This window comes from Rhizobium sp. 10N414 (assembly GCF_056394785.1).
Window position 1 is genome coordinate 1 of sequence record NZ_JBFTIN010000003.1, and the last position, 16,713, is coordinate 16,713.

Here is a 16,713-nt window from a genome sequence, read left to right on the forward strand (position 1 = left end):
TGCGACCACCGGGCACAAACGGCTTCAGCCGCTCCCACTGGTCATCTCGAAGAACCTCACCATCCATCGCCGACCTCCAAAAGTCAGCGTTGAATCTGATTTGCGACTCGAATGGAATCCCGGATCGTTAAATTGTCACCACAGCCTAGCGGATTTGGCCGGCCGCCCAGTGGATAGCGCTGTCCAATTCGGCAAACTTTGCGGATTGCCAGTGGAAATAGTCCTCGATGAATGTCTTGGAAAGCCATAGCGTGCCACGGTTGCGCGGGTTTTCCCAGCCGAGCATGCCGTCCGTTTCTGCTTTCTTGAACATCCGTTTCAAGTTGGTGAGGGAGATGCCGAAGTCGCTCGCGATTTCGCTGATCGTCACGCCTTTCAGCAGAGTGCGATCATGCTCCCGCGCGTCGTCCGGCAGGCGGCTGATCAGATCGTGCAGCACGAGGCCGCCGACATCCGACCAGAGGAAATGCCCGATGCTGCTCCGGGGTTCCTTCCAGACCGGATCCTGGATAAGGGCACGCGCAGCTCGCGGCTGTGCGAGAAGGAAGAGCCGCGGGGTGTCAGCGGTCAGGCTTGCGCGATTGCCGCCGTCGAGTTGATCGAGGCAGGCCATATGGCCCTGGAACCAGGAGGCCATGGCCTCCTCGCTCGCCTCGGTCGTCTCGAGGCGACGCAGGCGCCGGTCGGGCGTTTCATCGGCAGCATCCCGCAGGAACTTATAGGCAATCAGTTCTGCAAGGAACGACGCAGCCGTATTCTTACTGGCGAGATCGAACTCTTTGGCCACCTGCATCATGCGGCCGGCCGTGAGCCCCGAGCGTGGGTTGCCTCGGTCTCGTCCGGCATGCATGGCAAACAGCGTTTGCGTCATTAGCCACTTTTGGTGCGAGGCGGCGAGGCGGGCAAGGCGAGGAGCGCGCTTGTGAATGCCGATAAGGTGGAGTGCGATCTGGCGTTCGATCGACAGAAACAGAGGGTGATGAAGGATTTCGTCGCGTGTATGCAGTCGGCCAGTGAGCATCGTATCGTATTGTCGGATCGGATTGGTTCCCGTTGCTCCTCCAACATTTGCGTCGATGTTTCAATGCGGCACTTGGTTAGCGGATCGTTAATCGATTGGTATAGTTAAATTCAAGCGATCCCGGATCCTTCGATCAACTGGGCAGACGCTGGTTCAAACGCTCGATGTCTTCGCGCAATGCTGCAATTTCGGTGAGCACGCGCATGTCAATCTTCTGATGCAGGGATAGAACTTCCAGTTCTGCTTTGAGATTGACCTCATAGTCTTTTGCCGCCTCGAAACGATCGCGCTCCGCCTGGCGGTTTTGCGACATCATGATGATCGGAGCCTGGATCGCCGCCAGCATCGAAAGCACGAGATTGAGGAAAATGAACGGATAGGGATCGAAGGCGCGCGTCAGCAATACAATGGTGTTTACAACGCACCAGCAGACCAGGAAGAGCAGGAAAGCAATAATAAAGCTCCACGAGCCGCCAACACGCGCAATCGTATCTGCCAAGCGCTGGCCGGAGGAAGATTCGGCTTGAAGAGCGGCATTGATATCGGTCGAGATTATCTTCCGCTCGTGCGCCTTCGCGAGAACGCGCCTTTCGATCTCGCCGAGTTCGTCGGCCGGCTTGTCGAAGTGATGGTGGATGAGGTCCGATAGGTTATGCATGGCCGACTCCGAATGCTAGATCGCTCGGGCGCCAGTATTCCGTAGTGTTTTCAAATTGCAATGCGGGCTTGTGCCGCTTTTCTATGTGCCTTGCGCATAGAGCCAGGCATGCTGCGGGAAGAACCGCTCGAGCGTCTGAGCCTTGCCGAACATGATGTCATGCTGGAGGTATCGATAGTCCCGGACGAGGGGATCGAGGTTCTTCGGCTTCAGGACCCAATCGGGAGATGCCGTGTTGTCGCGGGCAATGAGCTGATATCGGTCGATGACGCTGTACTTCTTCTGCACGCGGCCGAGGAAGCCCGTGTAGTAGGGATGCTCGAAGCCGGCGAACTTCAGGAGGTGGTACGAAAGCAGTGACGGGCTGATGGTGCCGACATCCTTCTTGCTGCCCTTCTTGTTCGACCAGATGACGAGCGGGGTCTCGTGTTCCTGCTTCATGACGCTCACTGATGCCTTGCGGGTGGCAACCTGGTCCGGCATGTAGCCGGTCGCCATGTAGACATTGCCGAGCGGGGGCAGGTGGTCGCCCCACAGCACGATGATCGTTTCGCGGTCGCGCTTTTCTGCCCAATCCATCAGCATCTTGAGGCTGTCGTCGGCTTCCTTGACACCCTGCGTATAGGTGCCAAGGGTGGCGCGGTCGGCATCGTTCAGGTTGCCCTTGATGTCGATAGTGTTGTGGGCGTAACGGTTCGGTTCGTAGGGGCCATGTCCCTGCAAGGTGACACCAAAGAAGAAGAACGGGCGATCCATGCCGTCAGCCTCGTTCATGATCTCCTTCATAAGCGACTCGTCCGAAGCGAAGATGCCTCGCTTTTCCATGGGAGGCAGGGTTTCTTCGGAGCGGAACTGCTCGAAGCCGAAGTCCTTGTAAACCTCGTTGCGATTCCAGAACCAGCCGCTGAACGGATGAAGCGACCGCGCCGCGTAACCTTCGCCACGGAAGAACGTGGCGAGCGAGGGAACATCACGACGGATGTATTGCTGGTAGGGAATGCTGCCGTATGGCAGGAAGGCGTTGGAGAAACCTGTCAGCGCCTCGAATTCGACATTGGCGGTCATGCCGCCAAACTCCGGCGAGAAGACATAGCCGGACTGCTCTGCACGGATCGTCGGCATAGGATCTGGCGACAGGCTCAGCGTCTTCAGGCGGGTCGGATCCCAGAATGACTCGCTCATCAGCATGATCACGTCGGGCTTTTCGCGTGGCCCGCTGAGGTAGCCGTAGTTGCGGCCGGGGATGGCGTCGAGCGCCTCTGTACCGAAGCCGACAGGCGCTGCCACGTCTGCCATCGGAATGTTGAAGATGAAGGCGAGGATGAAGCCGTTGCTGCGGTAGTTTTCCTTCTGGTCCCACATCATCGGAACCACCTGCAGGCGGTCACGGATGAAGGAATATTGGGAATAGTCCATCAAGGACCCGAAAGCCGCGATAACGGGCAGGCCGACGCTAAGCCGGCGGACGCGAGAGGCCCTTGGGAGCTTTGGGAAGTTGCGCCAGGCGAAGCGCCAGAGGAAGACAATCGCGGTAACGGACAAGACGATGCCGACAAGCATCGCAACGGCCGTCCAGGGGCGGTCGCGCACCATCACAGGGAGCAGTTCCATGATCTGCCGCCCGAAAAGGACGTCCGATGGATAAAGCGGGTCCGAAAGGTAGTGCTGCTTCTGGTTGGATACGATGGCGGGGACGATCACAAGCGGAAGAACGATCAGCGCCGAAATGAACCGCCGGCCCAGGACTGCATCGAGCGACAGCATCAGGACAGTCAACATCACAACCGTCGTCATCCCCGGACGCACAGGCGATGTCAGGAATTCGCGGACGTCGGCCAACCCATCGCGGGCAATGATCTCGACAGTGGCGGTGGCAAGGAGCGCAAGCAGGGCACAAAAAGCAACGCTGAGTGCGGTGCGTAGGGCGGGCGACCGAGCGCTTCCCCCGAAATCGGTGGAAAGCGACGCAAAACGCGCTGCCGCTGCAGACCTCATTACCAACGCGATCAACTGGAAAACTCCGACGTCATAAAAGCTTCGTCGAACTGTCACATCTTTGTCATGAATGCTAGATGAACCGTTAGGTTTCCTGCATTTGTGATCGGTGGATAAACGCCCATCACGCAGGAACTACCTCCAGAGCAGATTCTCGGTCAGGCGCATTTGCTTGTGCTGAGTGGCGAGCCGTCGTAGGTCTGGCGGATTCGATGCTTAGGAGGATTCAGATTGCGCAGTTCCGTTGAGATCTACAGCATCAGGACAGGCGAGGCGCGCGTCGTCTGGCAAACCACGCAACTCGTTGAGGCGCCGAACTTTTCGCCGGATGGGACCTATCTGCTGTTGAACGGCGACGGACTCCTCTACCGTCTCGCACTTGATGGTTCGAGCAAGGTCGGCAAGGTCGATACCGGCTTTGCGACGACCTGCAACAACGACCACGGCATTTCGCCCGATGGCCGCCAGATCGTCATCTCCGACAAAACCGAGTTCGGGAAGTCGACGATTTATGTGCTGCCGGCCGAAGGTGGTACGCCGCGGCTGGTGACGCAAAATCGGCCATCCTATTGGCACGGCTGGTCGCCCGACGGGAAGCAACTCGCCTATTGTGGCATCCGCAACGATTTGTTCGATATCTACACGATCTCCGTTGACGGCGGCGAAGAAAAGCGGCTGACCCACGGCGAGGGACGCAATGACGGGCCGGACTATTCCGCCGACGGTCAATGGATCTACTTCAATTCTAGCCGCACCGGCCTCATGCAAATCTGGCGAATCCATCCCGATGGGACCGGTCTCGAGCAGGTCACCAGTGACAACTATGGGAACTGGTTTGCCCATCCGTCGCCCAACAACGACAAGGTTCTGATCCTTTCTTACGATCCTGATGTGTTCGACCATCCACGCGATCTCGATGTTCGCCTGCGGCTGATGGACATGGACGGCGGAAACCTGACGATGCTCTTCGATCTCTTCGGCGGGCAGGGAACGATCAACGTGCCCAACTGGTCGCCGTCAGGTGATGAGTTCGCCTATGTGCGCTACTTTCCCGTCTCGGATTAAGGGATTGCGTCGGCCAGGGTTTATGGGCATAGACGCGTCCGTCGGGTGCCCGCCGCGGGCGGGAGAATCGGGAATTCGGTGAAAGACCGAAACGTGCCCAACGCTGTAAGGCTGACGGCTGCCGCAAAGAGCCACTGGTCCAGTACCGGGAAGGCGCGGCAGTCGGATGACGCCAAGTCAGAAGACCGGCCCGACACCATAGACTGACCCGCGTGGACGGCGGGCGGTTGTGTTGTTGGGGATTGACGATGCGACCAGACCATTCAGGCTCCCTGTCGGGAGCCGCAGCCTTTTCGACCGAGGAACGCGACGCCGTCTACAGGGCGATTTCGACGCGACGCGACGTGCGTTCCGAGTTTCTCCCGGATGCCATTCCGGACGACGTCGTCAAAAGGCTTCTGACGGCCGCGCATCACGCGCCGTCCGTTGGGTTCATGCAGCCCTGGAATTTTATCCTGGTGCGCGATGACAAGGTGAAGGAGGCCGCGTGGCAGGCCTTCAATCGCGCCAACCGCGAGGCCGGCGAGATGTTTGAAGGCGGGCGGCAACAGCTCTATCGCTCGCTGAAGCTTGAGGGCATCCGAACCGCACCGCTCAGCATCTGCGTGACCTGCGATCCGGACCGCTGCGGCGATGTCGTTCTTGGCAGGACGCACAATCGGCGGATGGATTCCTACTCCACGGTCTGCGCCGTGCAGAATCTGTGGCTCGCCGCCCGCGCCGAAGGCGTGGGGGTCGGCTGGGTGAGTATCTTTCACGAGTCCGATATCAAGGACATCCTCGGTGTTCCTGATCGGGTCGAGATCGTTGCCTGGCTCTGCGTCGGCTATGTCGACCGGCTCTATGACCAGCCGGAACTCGCCGTCAAAGGATGGCGCCAGCGATTGCTGCTGGATGAACTGGTGTTTACGGATCGCTGGGACAATCCAGCGGACTGAGGGCGGCTATTGCTGCTGCGGCTGAGGGCCCGGCTTTGCCGGATGCTTGAGGTCGATTGTGCCTTGGTCGCCGGCCAAGAACTGCGGACCGATCTGGCGCACCTTGTTGGTCGCCGGATCATATGGCCTGTCCGGCACCTGAGGCTGCGGTGCAGCCGGGGCGGCGACCTTGCTCGCTGGCTCGGGCTTCTTGGTTTCGATCGTGGTGATCGATCCTTGTTGCGGCGGTTCGCTGATCGATTGGCTTTTTCGCATCCGCTCATAGTAGGCGTTGAGGTCGCAGCTGCAGGATGATTTTTCGCCGGGTTTGCGGTTCTTGTAGGCGAAAGCGTTCGGCATTGCGCTGTAAGGAGCGCCCGTCGCCGCCGATATCATCTGTGAAGTCTCAGTGCTGGAGACGTCATGATAAAAGAGCTCGGTGTCGATGCCGGGACACATCTTCGAGCAGGTGTCGGCATCGCGGGCGAAGTCCTGCGAGGTTGCATTCGAGCTTAACGGAAAAAAGCCACCGTCGCAGGTGCGCACACAGACGGTATTGAGATGAGAGGGCGTCGACATGCCGGGGAGACCGTATCGGCGCTGGCCGGGATCGCCACCCGGCGGTACGAAGGTGTCGTTTCGCAGCGCCTGATCTTCAATGCTTGGAGGCGGTGCATATCCATCGCCGCTGTCGGCGGGCCACTGTTCCTCGTTGCAGCCATTGTCATCGAGCGCCGCAAGAAGCTCGTTTCGCGTGCGGACATCCTCGCTTTGGCCACGCAGCTCGTCGCGCCGCTGCTGCAGATAACGGATGTTGTCGACCATTTTGCTCTCCGCGCGCTCAAGCTCCCCGCAATAGCCGTCATCGTCGCCGATCACGACCATGCTGCCGCTTGTGCAGCCGTTCTGACGGAGATCGCTACGGACTTTGCGAAGCTCAAGGTTCTGTTCGGCGATGGCGCTGGCGAATTTGCGCACCTCGGGTGTGCTGCCGATGATTTGCGGCAGATCCGCAAGGCGGGCACGCAGGTCTCCGCAGATCGCCGGCACCTGGGCATGGGCCGGGCCGATCAACACAAGTGCGGCTGCGAATGACAGAATCCAGCGGTTCAAGGCATCGTCCCATCGGTGAGCAGGTCGTAAGGCGCGGCGTCCCGCCGCGCCTCCATTGCTAGCCCGTTTGTCTTAACAGGCTGCAGTCGGAATCTTAGCGCATTTTCTCGATCGGCCGCAAATCACGCCGGCTGTGAAGCCTCGACGACGGCGAGGGCAGCCATGTTGACGACACCGCGGGAGGTCACCGAGGGCGCCAGGATGTGCGCCGGCAGCGCAGCGCCCAGCAGGATCGGCCCTACATGCAAGCCGTCGATCATCGATTTCACGACGCCGAGGGTGATATTCGCCGAATCCAGGTTCGGGAAGACCAGCAGGTTCGCTTCGTCATGCAGGGTCGTGTCGGGCATGACGCGCTTGCGCAGGGCGTCGGAGATCGCGCTCTCGCCATGCATCTCGCCGTCGACTTCAAGCTCCGGGGCTGCTTCGCGAACGAGCTTGAGAGCAGCACGCATCTTCGTCGCGCTCTCGGATTCACGCGAGCCGAAATTCGAGTGGGAAACGAGGGCCACGCGCGGCGTAATGCCGAAGCGCTTGATTTCCTCGGCGGCGAGAACCGCGGACTCGGCGATTTCTTCCGCAGTCGGATTGAAGGTGACGTAGGTGTCCGTGAAGAACGTGGCTCCGCGCTGCGAGATCAGCAGGCTGAGTGCCGAGAAGTCGCAGACGTCATGCCGCTTGCCGATGATCTGGCGAACGTCGCGCAGATGCTTCTCGTAACGGCCTTCCAGGCCGCAGATCAGAGCGTCGGCTTCGCCGCGCTTCAGCGCCAGCGCGCCGATGACGGTCGTGTTGGTACGAACGATCGTGCGGGCGGCCTCCGGAATGACGCCGCGACGCCCGACCAGCGAGAAGTAGAGATCGACATATTCGCGGAAGCGCGGATCGTCTTCCGGGTTGATGACGTCGAAATCCGAAAGCGGGCGGATGCGCAGGCCGTAGCGCTGGAGGCGCGTTTCGATGACCTGCGGGCGGCCGATCAGGATCGGTTCGGCAATGCCTTCTTCCAGCAGCACCTGCGCGGCGCGCAGCACGCGTTCATCCTCACCTTCCGAGAAGATGACCCTCTTGCGCTCGGCATTCTTCGCCGCAGCAAAGATCGGTTTCATGATGAAGCCGGAACGGAAGACGAAACGGTTGAGCTGGTCGAGATAGGCGTCGAAATCGGTGATCGGACGCAAGGCGACACCGCTTTCGGCGGCAGCCCTCGCGACCGCCGGGGCGATCCGCAGGATCAGGCGCGGGTCGAAGGGCGAAGGGATCAGGTAGTTCGGGCCGAAGACCGGCGTTTCACCCGAATAGGCGCGGGCGGCGACGTCGGACGGCTCCTCGCGCGCAAGTGCCGCGATGGCGCGCACGGCAGCCATCTTCATTTCTTCGTTGATGGTGACCGCGCCGCAATCCAAAGCACCCCGGAAGATGTAGGGGAAGCAAAGAACATTGTTCACCTGGTTCGGGAAGTCGGAGCGACCGGTGCAGATCATTGCATCGGGGCGGGCAGCGCGGGCGAGATCGGGCATGATCTCCGGCGTCGGATTGGCGAGCGCCATGATCAGGGGGTTTTCGGCCATCTGCGCCAGCAGTTCCGGCTTCAGCACGCCGGCGGCAGACAAGCCAAGGAATACGTCGGCGCCACCGATGTTTTCCGCAAGCGTGCGCGTGTCGCTCTTTTGGGAGTAGACGCTCTTCCACTCGTCCATCAACTCTGTACGGCCTTCGTAGACCAGGCCTTCGATGTCGTGGACCCAGATATTCTCGCGTTTGGCGCCCAGCGTGACGAGGAGGTTGAGGCAGGCGAGGGCAGCGGCACCCGCGCCCGAAGCGACGATCTTGACCTCGTCGATCTTCTTGTTAGCCAGTTCCAGGCCATTGAGGATCGCCGCAGCGACGATGATGGCCGTGCCATGCTGGTCGTCATGGAAAACCGGGATCTTCATGGTCTCGCGGAGACGGCGCTCGATCTCGAAACATTCCGGCGCCTTGATGTCCTCGAGATTGATGCCGCCGAAGGTCGGCTCGAGCGAGGCGACGGTCGAGACCATCTGATCGACACTCGTTGCATCGACCTCGATATCGAAGACATCGATGTTGGCAAACTTCTTGAAGAGGACGGCCTTACCCTCCATGACCGGCTTTGATGCCAGCGGACCGATATTGCCGAGGCCGAGAACGGCCGTACCGTTGGAAATGACCGCTACGAGATTTGCGCGCGAGGTATAGTCGGCGGCCGTCTCGGGATTGTCGCGGATGGCGAGACAGGGTGCTGCGACGCCGGGGGAATAGGCCAGCGCCAGGTCGCGCTGGTTGCCGAGCGGCTTGATTGCCTGGATTTCAAGCTTGCCCGGACGCGGATAGCGATGGAAGTAGAGCGCTTGCTCGTCGAGGCTTCCACCTGCCAAATTCTTTTCCGTCTTGGACTTTTCGTGATGATCCATCATCGCCTCCGGCTGCCGCATGCTGTCTTTGAACTGCCTTCAATACATCAAACGGGATGGTCGAACAGTCGGAATTTCCGTTCGAAATGCGAAAACAGCGCAAATCTGCCGTGACGGGAGCGCAGGTCTGTAGAGACCGGGAAAATCGGGCGTGACAACCGGATGTCATCTTCCTGAAACACGAGTCTGGTTTTGGAAGGTCAGGTGAACCATGGGACACGAGCAGGATGCTTGTGAGGGACAATATGGATACGCGGCACTTCCGTACGCTTTTCATTTCCGATGTGCATCTCGGCTCCAAGGCCGCGAAGGTGGACTTCCTGTTGGATTTTCTCAAGCATCACGAGGCCGATACCATCGTCCTCGTCGGCGATATCATCGATGGCTGGCGACTGAAGCGCAACTGGTACTGGCCGCAGGATTGCAACGACGTGGTCCAGAAGCTGCTGCGCAAGGCGCGCAAGGGCACGCGGGTGGTTTATATCCCCGGCAATCACGACGAATTCCTTCGTGACTTTCCAGGCACCCATTTCGGTGGCATCGAGGTTGCCGAGCGCATCATGCACGAAGCGGCCGACGGCAAGAAGTACCTCGTGCTGCATGGCGACGAGTTCGACGTCGTGGTGCGCAACGCCCGCCTGCTCGCCTATCTCGGCGACTGGGCATACGACATGGCGATCATAATCAATATTGGCCTAGCAGCAATCCGTCGCCGGATGGGGATGCCGTACTGGTCGTTTTCCGCATGGGCCAAGCTTCAGGTGAAGCATGCAGTCAACTTCATAGGCGAGTTCCAGCGCGTCGTTGCCGACGAAGCCCGTAAGCACGGTGCGGACGGCGTGATTTGTGGCCACATTCATCACGCTGTCATGGAAGACATGGACGGGATCCGTTACATCAACACTGGAGACTGGGTCGAAAGCTGTACGGCGATCGCCGAGCATCAAGACGGCGCCTTTGAATTGATCGAATGGCGTTCCATGAGCGGTACGCAGGCGGTCCCGATGGCGATCGGGCATCGCGAAAAGGACGTCGCCCCGCAAGCCGCTTAGGCGCAATCTCCCAAGCCAGCAATTCAATGCATCAGTTTAGCCCGTTGTGTCTTTGCGACAGGCCCTATTTATTTTTTTAAACGTTTCAATCGGGCAATTTCTTGCCATAGTCGCCCTTAGGTTGACGTGATAGGCAGCGTTCAGTTTCCTGCAGGTCCACCTAATGATTCCCGCTCAAAACCCTCAGACAGGCGAGGGCGCCCCGCCGCGCTTTCGGCTTCTCAGTGCCCTGTCTTACTGCGCGCCCCTGCTCGTCAATGGCGTTGCGTTGCCCTTCTTTCCGATGTGGCTTGCACAGCACGAATTCAACGACCACGAGATCGGCGTCATCCTCGCGGTGCCGATGGTCGTGCGCGTGCTCGTCGCCCCGATCGTGGCGATGTATGCCGACCGGATGAGGGAGCGAGCGGATGTGCTGCTGTTTTCCGGAGTCCTGTCGCTGCTGACAGCCATCGCGCTCTACTGGACGAACACATTCTGGCCGGTGCTGATCGTCTACACGATCCAGGGAGCGACCTTTGCCTGTTATGTCCCGGTTGTCGAATCGATCGTGATCTCCGGAGTGCGGCGCTGGGGTCTGGATTACGGCTCCATGCGGGTATGGGGGTCGGTAGCGTTCATCGTCTCCACTCTGATCGGCGGGCAGCTGATCGGGCATTGGGGTGGCGAGATGGTGTTGCCGGTCATGACCTTTGGCTTTGTTATGACTGTTGTGATGGCTATCTATTGTCCCCGGATCGGCCCGACGCGCAGGCGCGGGATACCTGTCGATATCTCGGCTGCAACGGGGAGTTCTCTGCGCCAGCCCCATTTGTTGGCGTTGCTGATCGGGGTCGCAATCCAGCAGTCGAGCCACGCGGTGCTGCAGGCCTTCGCATCCCTCTACTGGCGAGAACTCGGCTTTTCCGGCACCGAGATCGCCGTTTTGTGGAGTGCTGGCGTTGCGGCCGAAGTGACCGTCTTCTTTCTTTCCCGCCGGCTGAACCGCCGGTTCAGCGCCTGGACGCTAATCCGGTTCGGGGCGGCGGTCAGCGTGTGTCGCTGGATTCTGTTCCCGATGCATTGGGGGTTCTGGGGCTTCTTCCTGCTTCAGTGCATGCATTCCTGCACCTATGCGTTCGTGCATACGGGCGTGCAGACACGTATCGTCGCCTCGGTGCAGGAGACGCAGGAATCGTCGGCGCAGGGCGCGTATTTCTTCTACAACGGCATGTTCATGGGGCTGATGACCATCGCCTCCGGTTACATCTACGCTTGGCTCGGCCTCGCAAGCTACTACGTGATGGCACTCGTCGCCCTGACCGGTCTCGGGCTGGTTATCGCGGCTTACTATCTTCAGCCCCAGAGCGTCGTTTCCGGCGGGAAAACGAGAGAGGCCGTATAACGCAGTCCCGGTTCGCGGTCGCGAGCAAGCAGCAGCGGTCCATCGAGGTCGACGAACTCGGCGTCCTGGGCCAGCAGCACGGCTGGCGCCATTGCCAGCGACGTGCCGACCATGCAGCCGACCATGATCTTGAAATCAAGGCGTTGCGCCTCTTTCTTCATCACAAGCGCCTCCGTGAGGCCACCCGTTTTGTCGAGCTTGATATTGATCGCGTCGTAGCGGTCGCGAAGGCTGGCGAGGTCCCCGGTATGGTGGACGCTTTCATCCGCGCAAACGAGGACGGGACGACGGATCTCCGCCAGAAATTCATCCTTGCCGGCCGGCAGCGGCTGTTCGACCAAGGCGACGCCCATCTCGGCAGCGATGCGCAGATGATGCTCAAGCGTTTCGTCAGGCCAGCCCTCATTGGCATCGAGGATGATCGCCGCATTGGGCGCTGCCTCGCGAACCGCGCGGATACGGCTTTCGTCATCGCCGGTGCCGACCTTGACCTTCAGGAGGGCCCGATCGGCGTTTGCGCGCGCCTGTGCAGCCATGACGTCAGGTTCGCCGAGCGAGATCGTGAAGGCGGTCGTCAGCGGCTGCGGCTGCGCCAGGCCAAGCGCCATGATCACGGTTTCGCCCGAACTCTTGGCTTCCAGATCCCAGAGGGCGCAGTCAACGACATTGCGCGCGGCGCCGGGAGGCATAGCTCGCTGAAGTTCCTTTCGCGTCAGGCCGGCTTCAATCAACGGCTTTGCCGCTTCGATCTGTGCTGCCACGCTTTCCATGGTCTCGCCATAACGGCGATAGGGAACGCATTCGCCTCGGCCGGCAAACCCGTTTTCCCGGATTATGCAGAGGATCACGTCTGCCGACGTTTTGGCGCCCCGCGAGATCGAGAATGTGCCCGCTATGGGGAAGGAATCCGTCTGAATTTGAAGTGACCGTGGCATATTTGCAATCCTGCGCGCATGGAAATTTGGTGYGGCTTGGGTATATTGATCCGAAGCGGCGAACCGTTAGTTCGCGAGTCGGCAATGTCGCCGTAAGCCTTGAAAGACACAAGCGTTTTGAAGTCCGAAACCCGTAACGCCGCCTCACTGCATGTGGACGACCAGAGCCATGGCGCGGGTCAGTTCGTTCATATCGAAGGGAACTGGCGAAGCGCCAACCTGCATCTCGTTTTGCGTGACTTCGACAAGCTTACCGCCGGCCGAAGCGGCGAGGTGACACTCGACCTATCAGGCGTGACCGATATCGACACTGCGGGCGTCTGGCTGCTCTGCCGGCTGAAGAAGCAGGTGGAAGGCGCCGGTGGGACCGTGCGCTTCGAAGGCAGTAACACCCATATCGACGAGATGATCGCGGAGTTTTCCGAGGAACCGCCGCAGCCCGAGCAGGAGCCGCAGCCAAGCGCAAGCTGGCCGGAGCGGATCTTCGCACCGATCGGCAAGATCACCTCCGAGCTCTGGAACAACCTCGCGGCCGCGATGTATATCCTCGGCTCCGCTGTCCGCGGCGCGCAAATGAAATTCGGGCGAGGCAGCGGCGTATCGCCGGCGTCGATCGTCAACCAGATCGACCACATGGGCGTGCGCGCGGTGCCGATCATATTGCTGATGTCGTTTCTGATTGGTGCGATCATCGCGCAGCAGGGCGCCTTTCAGCTCCGCTATTTTGGCGCCGAAGTCTTCGTCGTCGATCTCGTCGGTATCCTGCAGCTTCGCGAAATCGGTGTGCTTCTCACCGCCATCATGATTGCCGGCCGTTCGGGCAGCGCCATCACGGCTGAAATCGGCTCGATGAAGATGCGCGAGGAAGTGGACGCATTGAAGGTCATGGGGCTCAATCCCGTGGGCGTGCTGATTTTCCCGCGCCTAGTTGCCCTTACGGTGGCGCTGCCGCTGTTGACGGTCATCGCGAACTTTGCCTCGCTCGCCGGCGCAGCCGTGGTCGCCTGGGCCTATTCCGGCATCACCTTCGCCAACTTCGTCTCCCGCCTGCATGAGGCGATCACGCTGTCGACGGTGCTGTCCGGGATGATCAAGGCGCCGTTCATGGCGCTGGTTATCGGTATCGTTGCGGCGGTCGAGGGCTTAAAGGTAGGCGGCAGCGCCGAGTCGCTTGGCCAGCACGTGACCGCGGCGGTAGTGAAGGCGATCTTTGTCGTTATCCTCATGGACGGGCTTTTTGCCATGTTCTATGCGGCCATCAATTTCTAAGGATTGTACGTGGACGGGCAGCATACAGAGACCGGAAACAACGAGGGGCGAGATGTCGTGCTATCAGCGCGCGGCGTGACCGTCGCTTTCGGGTCGAAGGTTGTTCTCGACCATCTGGATCTGGATATCTATCGCGGCGAAATTCTCGGTTTTGTCGGAGCGTCGGGAACGGGCAAGTCGGTCTTGATGCGGACGGTGCTTCGGTTGCTGCCGCGGCGCTCTGGAACGATCAAGATTCTCGGTCAGGACTTCGATGAGTTGGACGAGCCGCAGCGCAACGCGCTCGACATGCGGCTCGGTGTGCTGTTCCAGCAGGGGGCGCTGTTTTCGTCGCTGACCGTCCGGGAGAACATCCAGGTTCCAATGCGCGAGTATCTGGACCTGCCCCAGTCGCTGATGGACGAACTCGCGCAGCTCAAGATCCGCCTCGTCGGGCTTGCGGCTGATGCCGCCGACAAATACCCGTCGGAGCTTTCGGGCGGCATGATCAAGCGTGCTGCGCTGGCACGCGCGCTTGCGCTCGATCCGGAATTGGTCTTCCTTGACGAGCCAACGTCGGGCCTCGACCCGATCGGTGCCGCGGAGTTCGACGAGCTCATCGCAAGGCTCAGGGACACCCTCGGCCTGACCGTCTACATGGTCACGCACGACCTCGACAGTCTCTTCTCGGTCTGTGACCGGATTGCGGTGCTTGGCAAGAAGCGGGTATTGGTCGAGGGAACGATCGACGACATGCTGGCCTGCGACGATCCTTGGGTTCAGGCTTATTTCAAGGGCAAGCGGGCGCGTTCGGTCGTGCCGCAGCGTGGCCACGCAGGCAAGGACAGCCTGGCGCAAGATAGCCGCGGGAAGTGAGCGGATACGATGGAAACAAAAGCGAACTACACGATTGTCGGCTTTTTCACGGTGCTCGTTATCGCGGCGGCGTTCGGTTTCGTTTACTGGATGGCGGAATATGGGCGCGGTGGGCCGATGGCCGAACTGATCGTCCGGATTCCCGGCTCCGCGAACGGCTTGAGCGTCGGCTCGCCGGTGCGGTTCAACGGCATTCAGGTCGGTTCGGTCAAGTCGCTGTCCATCGATGCCGACGATCCCAGTTTCTCACTGGCGTTCACCGAGGTGCGGGTCGACGCGCCTATCTATCCCTCGACGAAAGCCATCCTTGAAATCCAGGGTCTGACGGGTGCTGCCTATATCGAACTTTCGGGCGGGAGGATCGGCGAAAAGAACATCCTTCAACAGTCCCTCGAGACCGGAAAGCGAGCGGTCATCGTCGCGGATCAGTCGAGTGTCACGAACCTTCTGGCGACGGCAGACAAGATTCTTGACAGAGCGAACGATGCTGTCGGGCAGATTCAGGGCTTTGTGACGGATGCACGCGGGCCGCTGACGAAGACATTGCAGAATGCCGAGACCTTCTCCGATGCACTGGCCAAGAACTCAGGCAACATCGACTCGTTCCTGCAGAGTGTCGGCCAACTCTCCGAGACCGTGCGTAAGGTCTCGGGTCGTGTCGACTCGACGCTGGAAGCGGTCGAGGCCCTCGTGAAGGCCGTCGACGCGAAGAAGATCGACACCATTCTCAGCAATGCCGAGAAAGTCAGCCGCGACGTCGCGGATGCTTCGGGAAACTTCAAGGGAGCGATCCAGAAGTTCCAGGAAACGGCGACTACGTACAACGACCTCGGCAAGAAGGCGCAGGCGACGCTCGATCGAGTAGATACGTTGGTCGCGCAGATCGACCCGGCGAAGGTCAAGGGATCCGTCGACGATATCTCGCAGGCGACAAAGGACGCACGCACCGCAGTCGCTTCGATCAAGGACGTCGCGAACACTGTTTCGGCTCGGCAGAAGGACATCGACCAGACGATCCAGAATGTTTCGCAGATGGCGAACAAGCTGAACGCGGCCTCCACACGTGTCGACGGCATTCTGATCAAGCTGGACGCGCTGCTCGGTACGGACAATACGCAGTCGCTGTTTGCGCAGGCGCGTGACACGCTCACCTCATTCAAGAAGGTCGCCGACAATCTGAATTCGCGCATCGGTCCTATTGCGGACAACTTGCAGAAATTTTCCAGCGGTGGGCTGCGCGATGTGCAGTCGCTCATCAACGACACGCGCTCCACCGTGCAAAACCTCAACGATGCGATCGGCAATTTTGACCGCAATCCGCAGCGGCTGATCTTCGGTGGGGATACCGTAAAGCAATATGACGGCCGGACGCGGCGTTAATAGGGATATTAGGGGAGCGCATATGGCCGTATCGGATCTGTTGCAGCGTCGTTCGTGGCTATCGACGACCGCGATTACGCTGCCGCTATTGGCGGGTCTGGCAGGCTGTGGGACGGCTGCCAGGAACGACACCTACGACCTCTCCGCGTCGGTGACTGGCAGTGGGCCGGCGGCCAGGGGCCGGCAGATCCTGGTGCAGCAGCCAACTGCGTTGCGGGCGATCGACAGCGAACAGATCGTCATTCGGGTGGCGCCGTCGCAGATACAGTACCTTTCCAAGGCGCAATGGGGCGACAAGCTGCCGCGCATGGTCCAGGCAAAGCTCGTCGAAGCCTACGAGAACTCAGGCAAGCTCGGCGGCGTCGGCGTGCCCGGGCAGGGACTGGCGATCGACTATCAGCTCGTGACCGATATCCGCGCTTTCGAGATCGACACGACCGGTGGCAGCCACGCGGTCGTCGAGATTTCGGCCAAGATCGTGAACGACCGGAATGGCACCGTGAGAACCCAGAAAGTGTTCAGACAAGCGGTGCCGGCCAATGGGTCCAACGACGGTCTTGTGACGGGTCTCGATCGCGCGTTCGCGAGCGTGACGGCTGAGATCGTGAACTGGACCCTCCAGTCGATCTGATAG

Annotated in this window: 14 protein-coding genes and 1 riboswitch; of the genes, 8 read left to right on the forward strand and 6 right to left on the reverse strand. The window is 60.2% G+C overall.

The features are described from left to right. Positions 1 to 145: 145 nt before the first annotated feature. The 3 genes from AC1DE4_RS05020 to AC1DE4_RS05030 all read right to left on the reverse strand — a co-directional run bounded on the left by AC1DE4_RS05020 (position 146) and on the right by AC1DE4_RS05030 (position 3,689). Entirely contained in the window at positions 146 to 1,021 is an 876-nt protein-coding gene (locus AC1DE4_RS05020) for a hypothetical protein (protein WP_192304772.1), read from the reverse strand. 133 nt (positions 1,022 to 1,154) lie between these two features. After that, positions 1,155 to 1,679: a DUF1003 domain-containing protein gene (locus tag AC1DE4_RS05025; RefSeq protein ID WP_113471032.1), complete on the reverse strand. Its 525-nt coding sequence runs from the start codon at positions 1,677 to 1,679 to the stop codon at positions 1,155 to 1,157. Positions 1,680 to 1,760: 81 nt separating this feature from the next. Then, positions 1,761 to 3,689, reverse strand: a complete 1,929-nt coding sequence (locus AC1DE4_RS05030) for an LTA synthase family protein (RefSeq protein ID WP_477880349.1) — start codon at positions 3,687 to 3,689, stop codon at positions 1,761 to 1,763. A 216-nt stretch (positions 3,690 to 3,905) separates the two neighbouring features. Between AC1DE4_RS05030 and AC1DE4_RS05035 the strand changes: the two genes are divergently transcribed. Together AC1DE4_RS05035 and bluB are read left to right on the forward strand one after the other, a co-directional pair. Continuing rightward, positions 3,906 to 4,739: a TolB family protein gene (locus AC1DE4_RS05035; RefSeq protein WP_018854828.1), complete on the forward strand. Its 834-nt coding sequence runs from the start codon at positions 3,906 to 3,908 to the stop codon at positions 4,737 to 4,739. A gap of 26 nt (positions 4,740 to 4,765) precedes the next feature. After that, a riboswitch (cobalamin riboswitch) is annotated at positions 4,766 to 4,947 on the forward strand. Positions 4,948 to 4,987: 40 nt separating this feature from the next. Further along, a complete protein-coding gene (gene bluB / locus AC1DE4_RS05040; RefSeq protein WP_192240598.1) occupies positions 4,988 to 5,677 on the forward strand; it encodes a 5,6-dimethylbenzimidazole synthase in 690 nt (229 codons plus the stop codon). 6 nt (positions 5,678 to 5,683) lie between these two features. On the opposite strand, the gene AC1DE4_RS05045 is transcribed toward bluB, so the two are convergent. Both AC1DE4_RS05045 and AC1DE4_RS05050 read right to left on the reverse strand, forming a co-directional pair. Then, positions 5,684 to 6,769 (reverse strand): DUF2865 domain-containing protein, encoded by a 1,086-nt coding sequence (locus AC1DE4_RS05045; protein ID WP_477880351.1) that lies wholly within the window; start codon positions 6,767 to 6,769, stop codon positions 5,684 to 5,686. A gap of 122 nt (positions 6,770 to 6,891) precedes the next feature. Then, positions 6,892 to 9,204, reverse strand: a complete 2,313-nt coding sequence (locus AC1DE4_RS05050; protein WP_113471035.1) for an NADP-dependent malic enzyme — start codon at positions 9,202 to 9,204, stop codon at positions 6,892 to 6,894. 227 nt (positions 9,205 to 9,431) lie between these two features. Between AC1DE4_RS05050 and AC1DE4_RS05055 the strand changes: the two genes are divergently transcribed. Both AC1DE4_RS05055 and AC1DE4_RS05060 read left to right on the forward strand, forming a co-directional pair. Beyond that, on the forward strand, positions 9,432 to 10,256 hold the full coding sequence (locus AC1DE4_RS05055; protein ID WP_477880353.1) for a UDP-2,3-diacylglucosamine diphosphatase: 825 nt from the start codon (positions 9,432 to 9,434) through the stop codon (positions 10,254 to 10,256). Positions 10,257 to 10,419: 163 nt separating this feature from the next. Beyond that, on the forward strand, positions 10,420 to 11,640 hold the full coding sequence (locus AC1DE4_RS05060; RefSeq protein ID WP_018854833.1) for an MFS transporter: 1,221 nt from the start codon (positions 10,420 to 10,422) through the stop codon (positions 11,638 to 11,640). Here AC1DE4_RS05060 and dgcA read toward each other — a convergent pair. Continuing rightward, positions 11,592 to 12,575, reverse strand: coding sequence for an N-acetyl-D-Glu racemase DgcA (dgcA, locus tag AC1DE4_RS05065; RefSeq protein WP_192240601.1), 984 nt, complete (start codon positions 12,573 to 12,575; stop codon positions 11,592 to 11,594). The two genes, AC1DE4_RS05060 and dgcA, sit on opposite strands and share 49 nt — an antisense overlap. Positions 12,576 to 12,674: 99 nt before the next feature. On the opposite strand from dgcA, the gene AC1DE4_RS05070 reads away from it, so the two are divergent. The 4 genes from AC1DE4_RS05070 to AC1DE4_RS05085 are packed head-to-tail and all read left to right on the forward strand — an operon-like array spanning position 12,675 to position 16,710. Further along, the gene (locus AC1DE4_RS05070; protein WP_026371471.1) at positions 12,675 to 13,844 is read left to right on the forward strand and encodes an MlaE family lipid ABC transporter permease subunit; all 1,170 of its coding nucleotides are present in this window, start codon (positions 12,675 to 12,677) and stop codon (positions 13,842 to 13,844) included. 9 nt (positions 13,845 to 13,853) lie between these two features. After that, positions 13,854 to 14,699, forward strand: coding sequence for an ABC transporter ATP-binding protein (locus tag AC1DE4_RS05075; RefSeq protein WP_037089011.1), 846 nt, complete (start codon positions 13,854 to 13,856; stop codon positions 14,697 to 14,699). Between the two features lie 9 nt (positions 14,700 to 14,708). Next, a complete protein-coding gene (locus AC1DE4_RS05080) occupies positions 14,709 to 16,079 on the forward strand; it encodes an MlaD family protein (RefSeq protein WP_018854837.1) in 1,371 nt (456 codons plus the stop codon). Between the two features lie 22 nt (positions 16,080 to 16,101). Further along, a complete protein-coding gene (locus AC1DE4_RS05085; RefSeq protein ID WP_192240603.1) occupies positions 16,102 to 16,710 on the forward strand; it encodes an ABC-type transport auxiliary lipoprotein family protein in 609 nt (202 codons plus the stop codon). Positions 16,711 to 16,713: the final 3 nt, after the last annotated feature.

What these genes read in the sequence shown, in the direction of transcription:
- AC1DE4_RS05055 (WP_477880353.1), top strand. Translation starts at nt 9,432, where the DNA reads ATGCTTGTGAGGGACAATATGGATACGCGGCACTTCCGTACGCTTTTC.
- AC1DE4_RS05060 (WP_018854833.1), top strand. Translation starts at nt 10,420, where the DNA reads ATGATTCCCGCTCAAAACCCTCAGACAGGCGAGGGCGCCCCGCCGCGC.
- bluB (WP_192240598.1), top strand. Translation starts at nt 4,988, where the DNA reads ATGCGACCAGACCATTCAGGCTCCCTGTCGGGAGCCGCAGCCTTTTCG.
- AC1DE4_RS05050 (WP_113471035.1), bottom strand. Translation starts at nt 9,204, where the DNA reads ATGGATCATCACGAAAAGTCCAAGACGGAAAAGAATTTGGCAGGTGGA.
- AC1DE4_RS05080 (WP_018854837.1), top strand. Translation starts at nt 14,709, where the DNA reads ATGGAAACAAAAGCGAACTACACGATTGTCGGCTTTTTCACGGTGCTC.
- AC1DE4_RS05085 (WP_192240603.1), top strand. Translation starts at nt 16,102, where the DNA reads ATGGCCGTATCGGATCTGTTGCAGCGTCGTTCGTGGCTATCGACGACC.
- dgcA (WP_192240601.1), bottom strand. Translation starts at nt 12,575, where the DNA reads ATGCCACGGTCACTTCAAATTCAGACGGATTCCTTCCCCATAGCGGGC.
- AC1DE4_RS05025 (WP_113471032.1), bottom strand. Translation starts at nt 1,679, where the DNA reads ATGCATAACCTATCGGACCTCATCCACCATCACTTCGACAAGCCGGCC.
- AC1DE4_RS05020 (WP_192304772.1), bottom strand. Translation starts at nt 1,021, where the DNA reads ATGCTCACTGGCCGACTGCATACACGCGACGAAATCCTTCATCACCCT.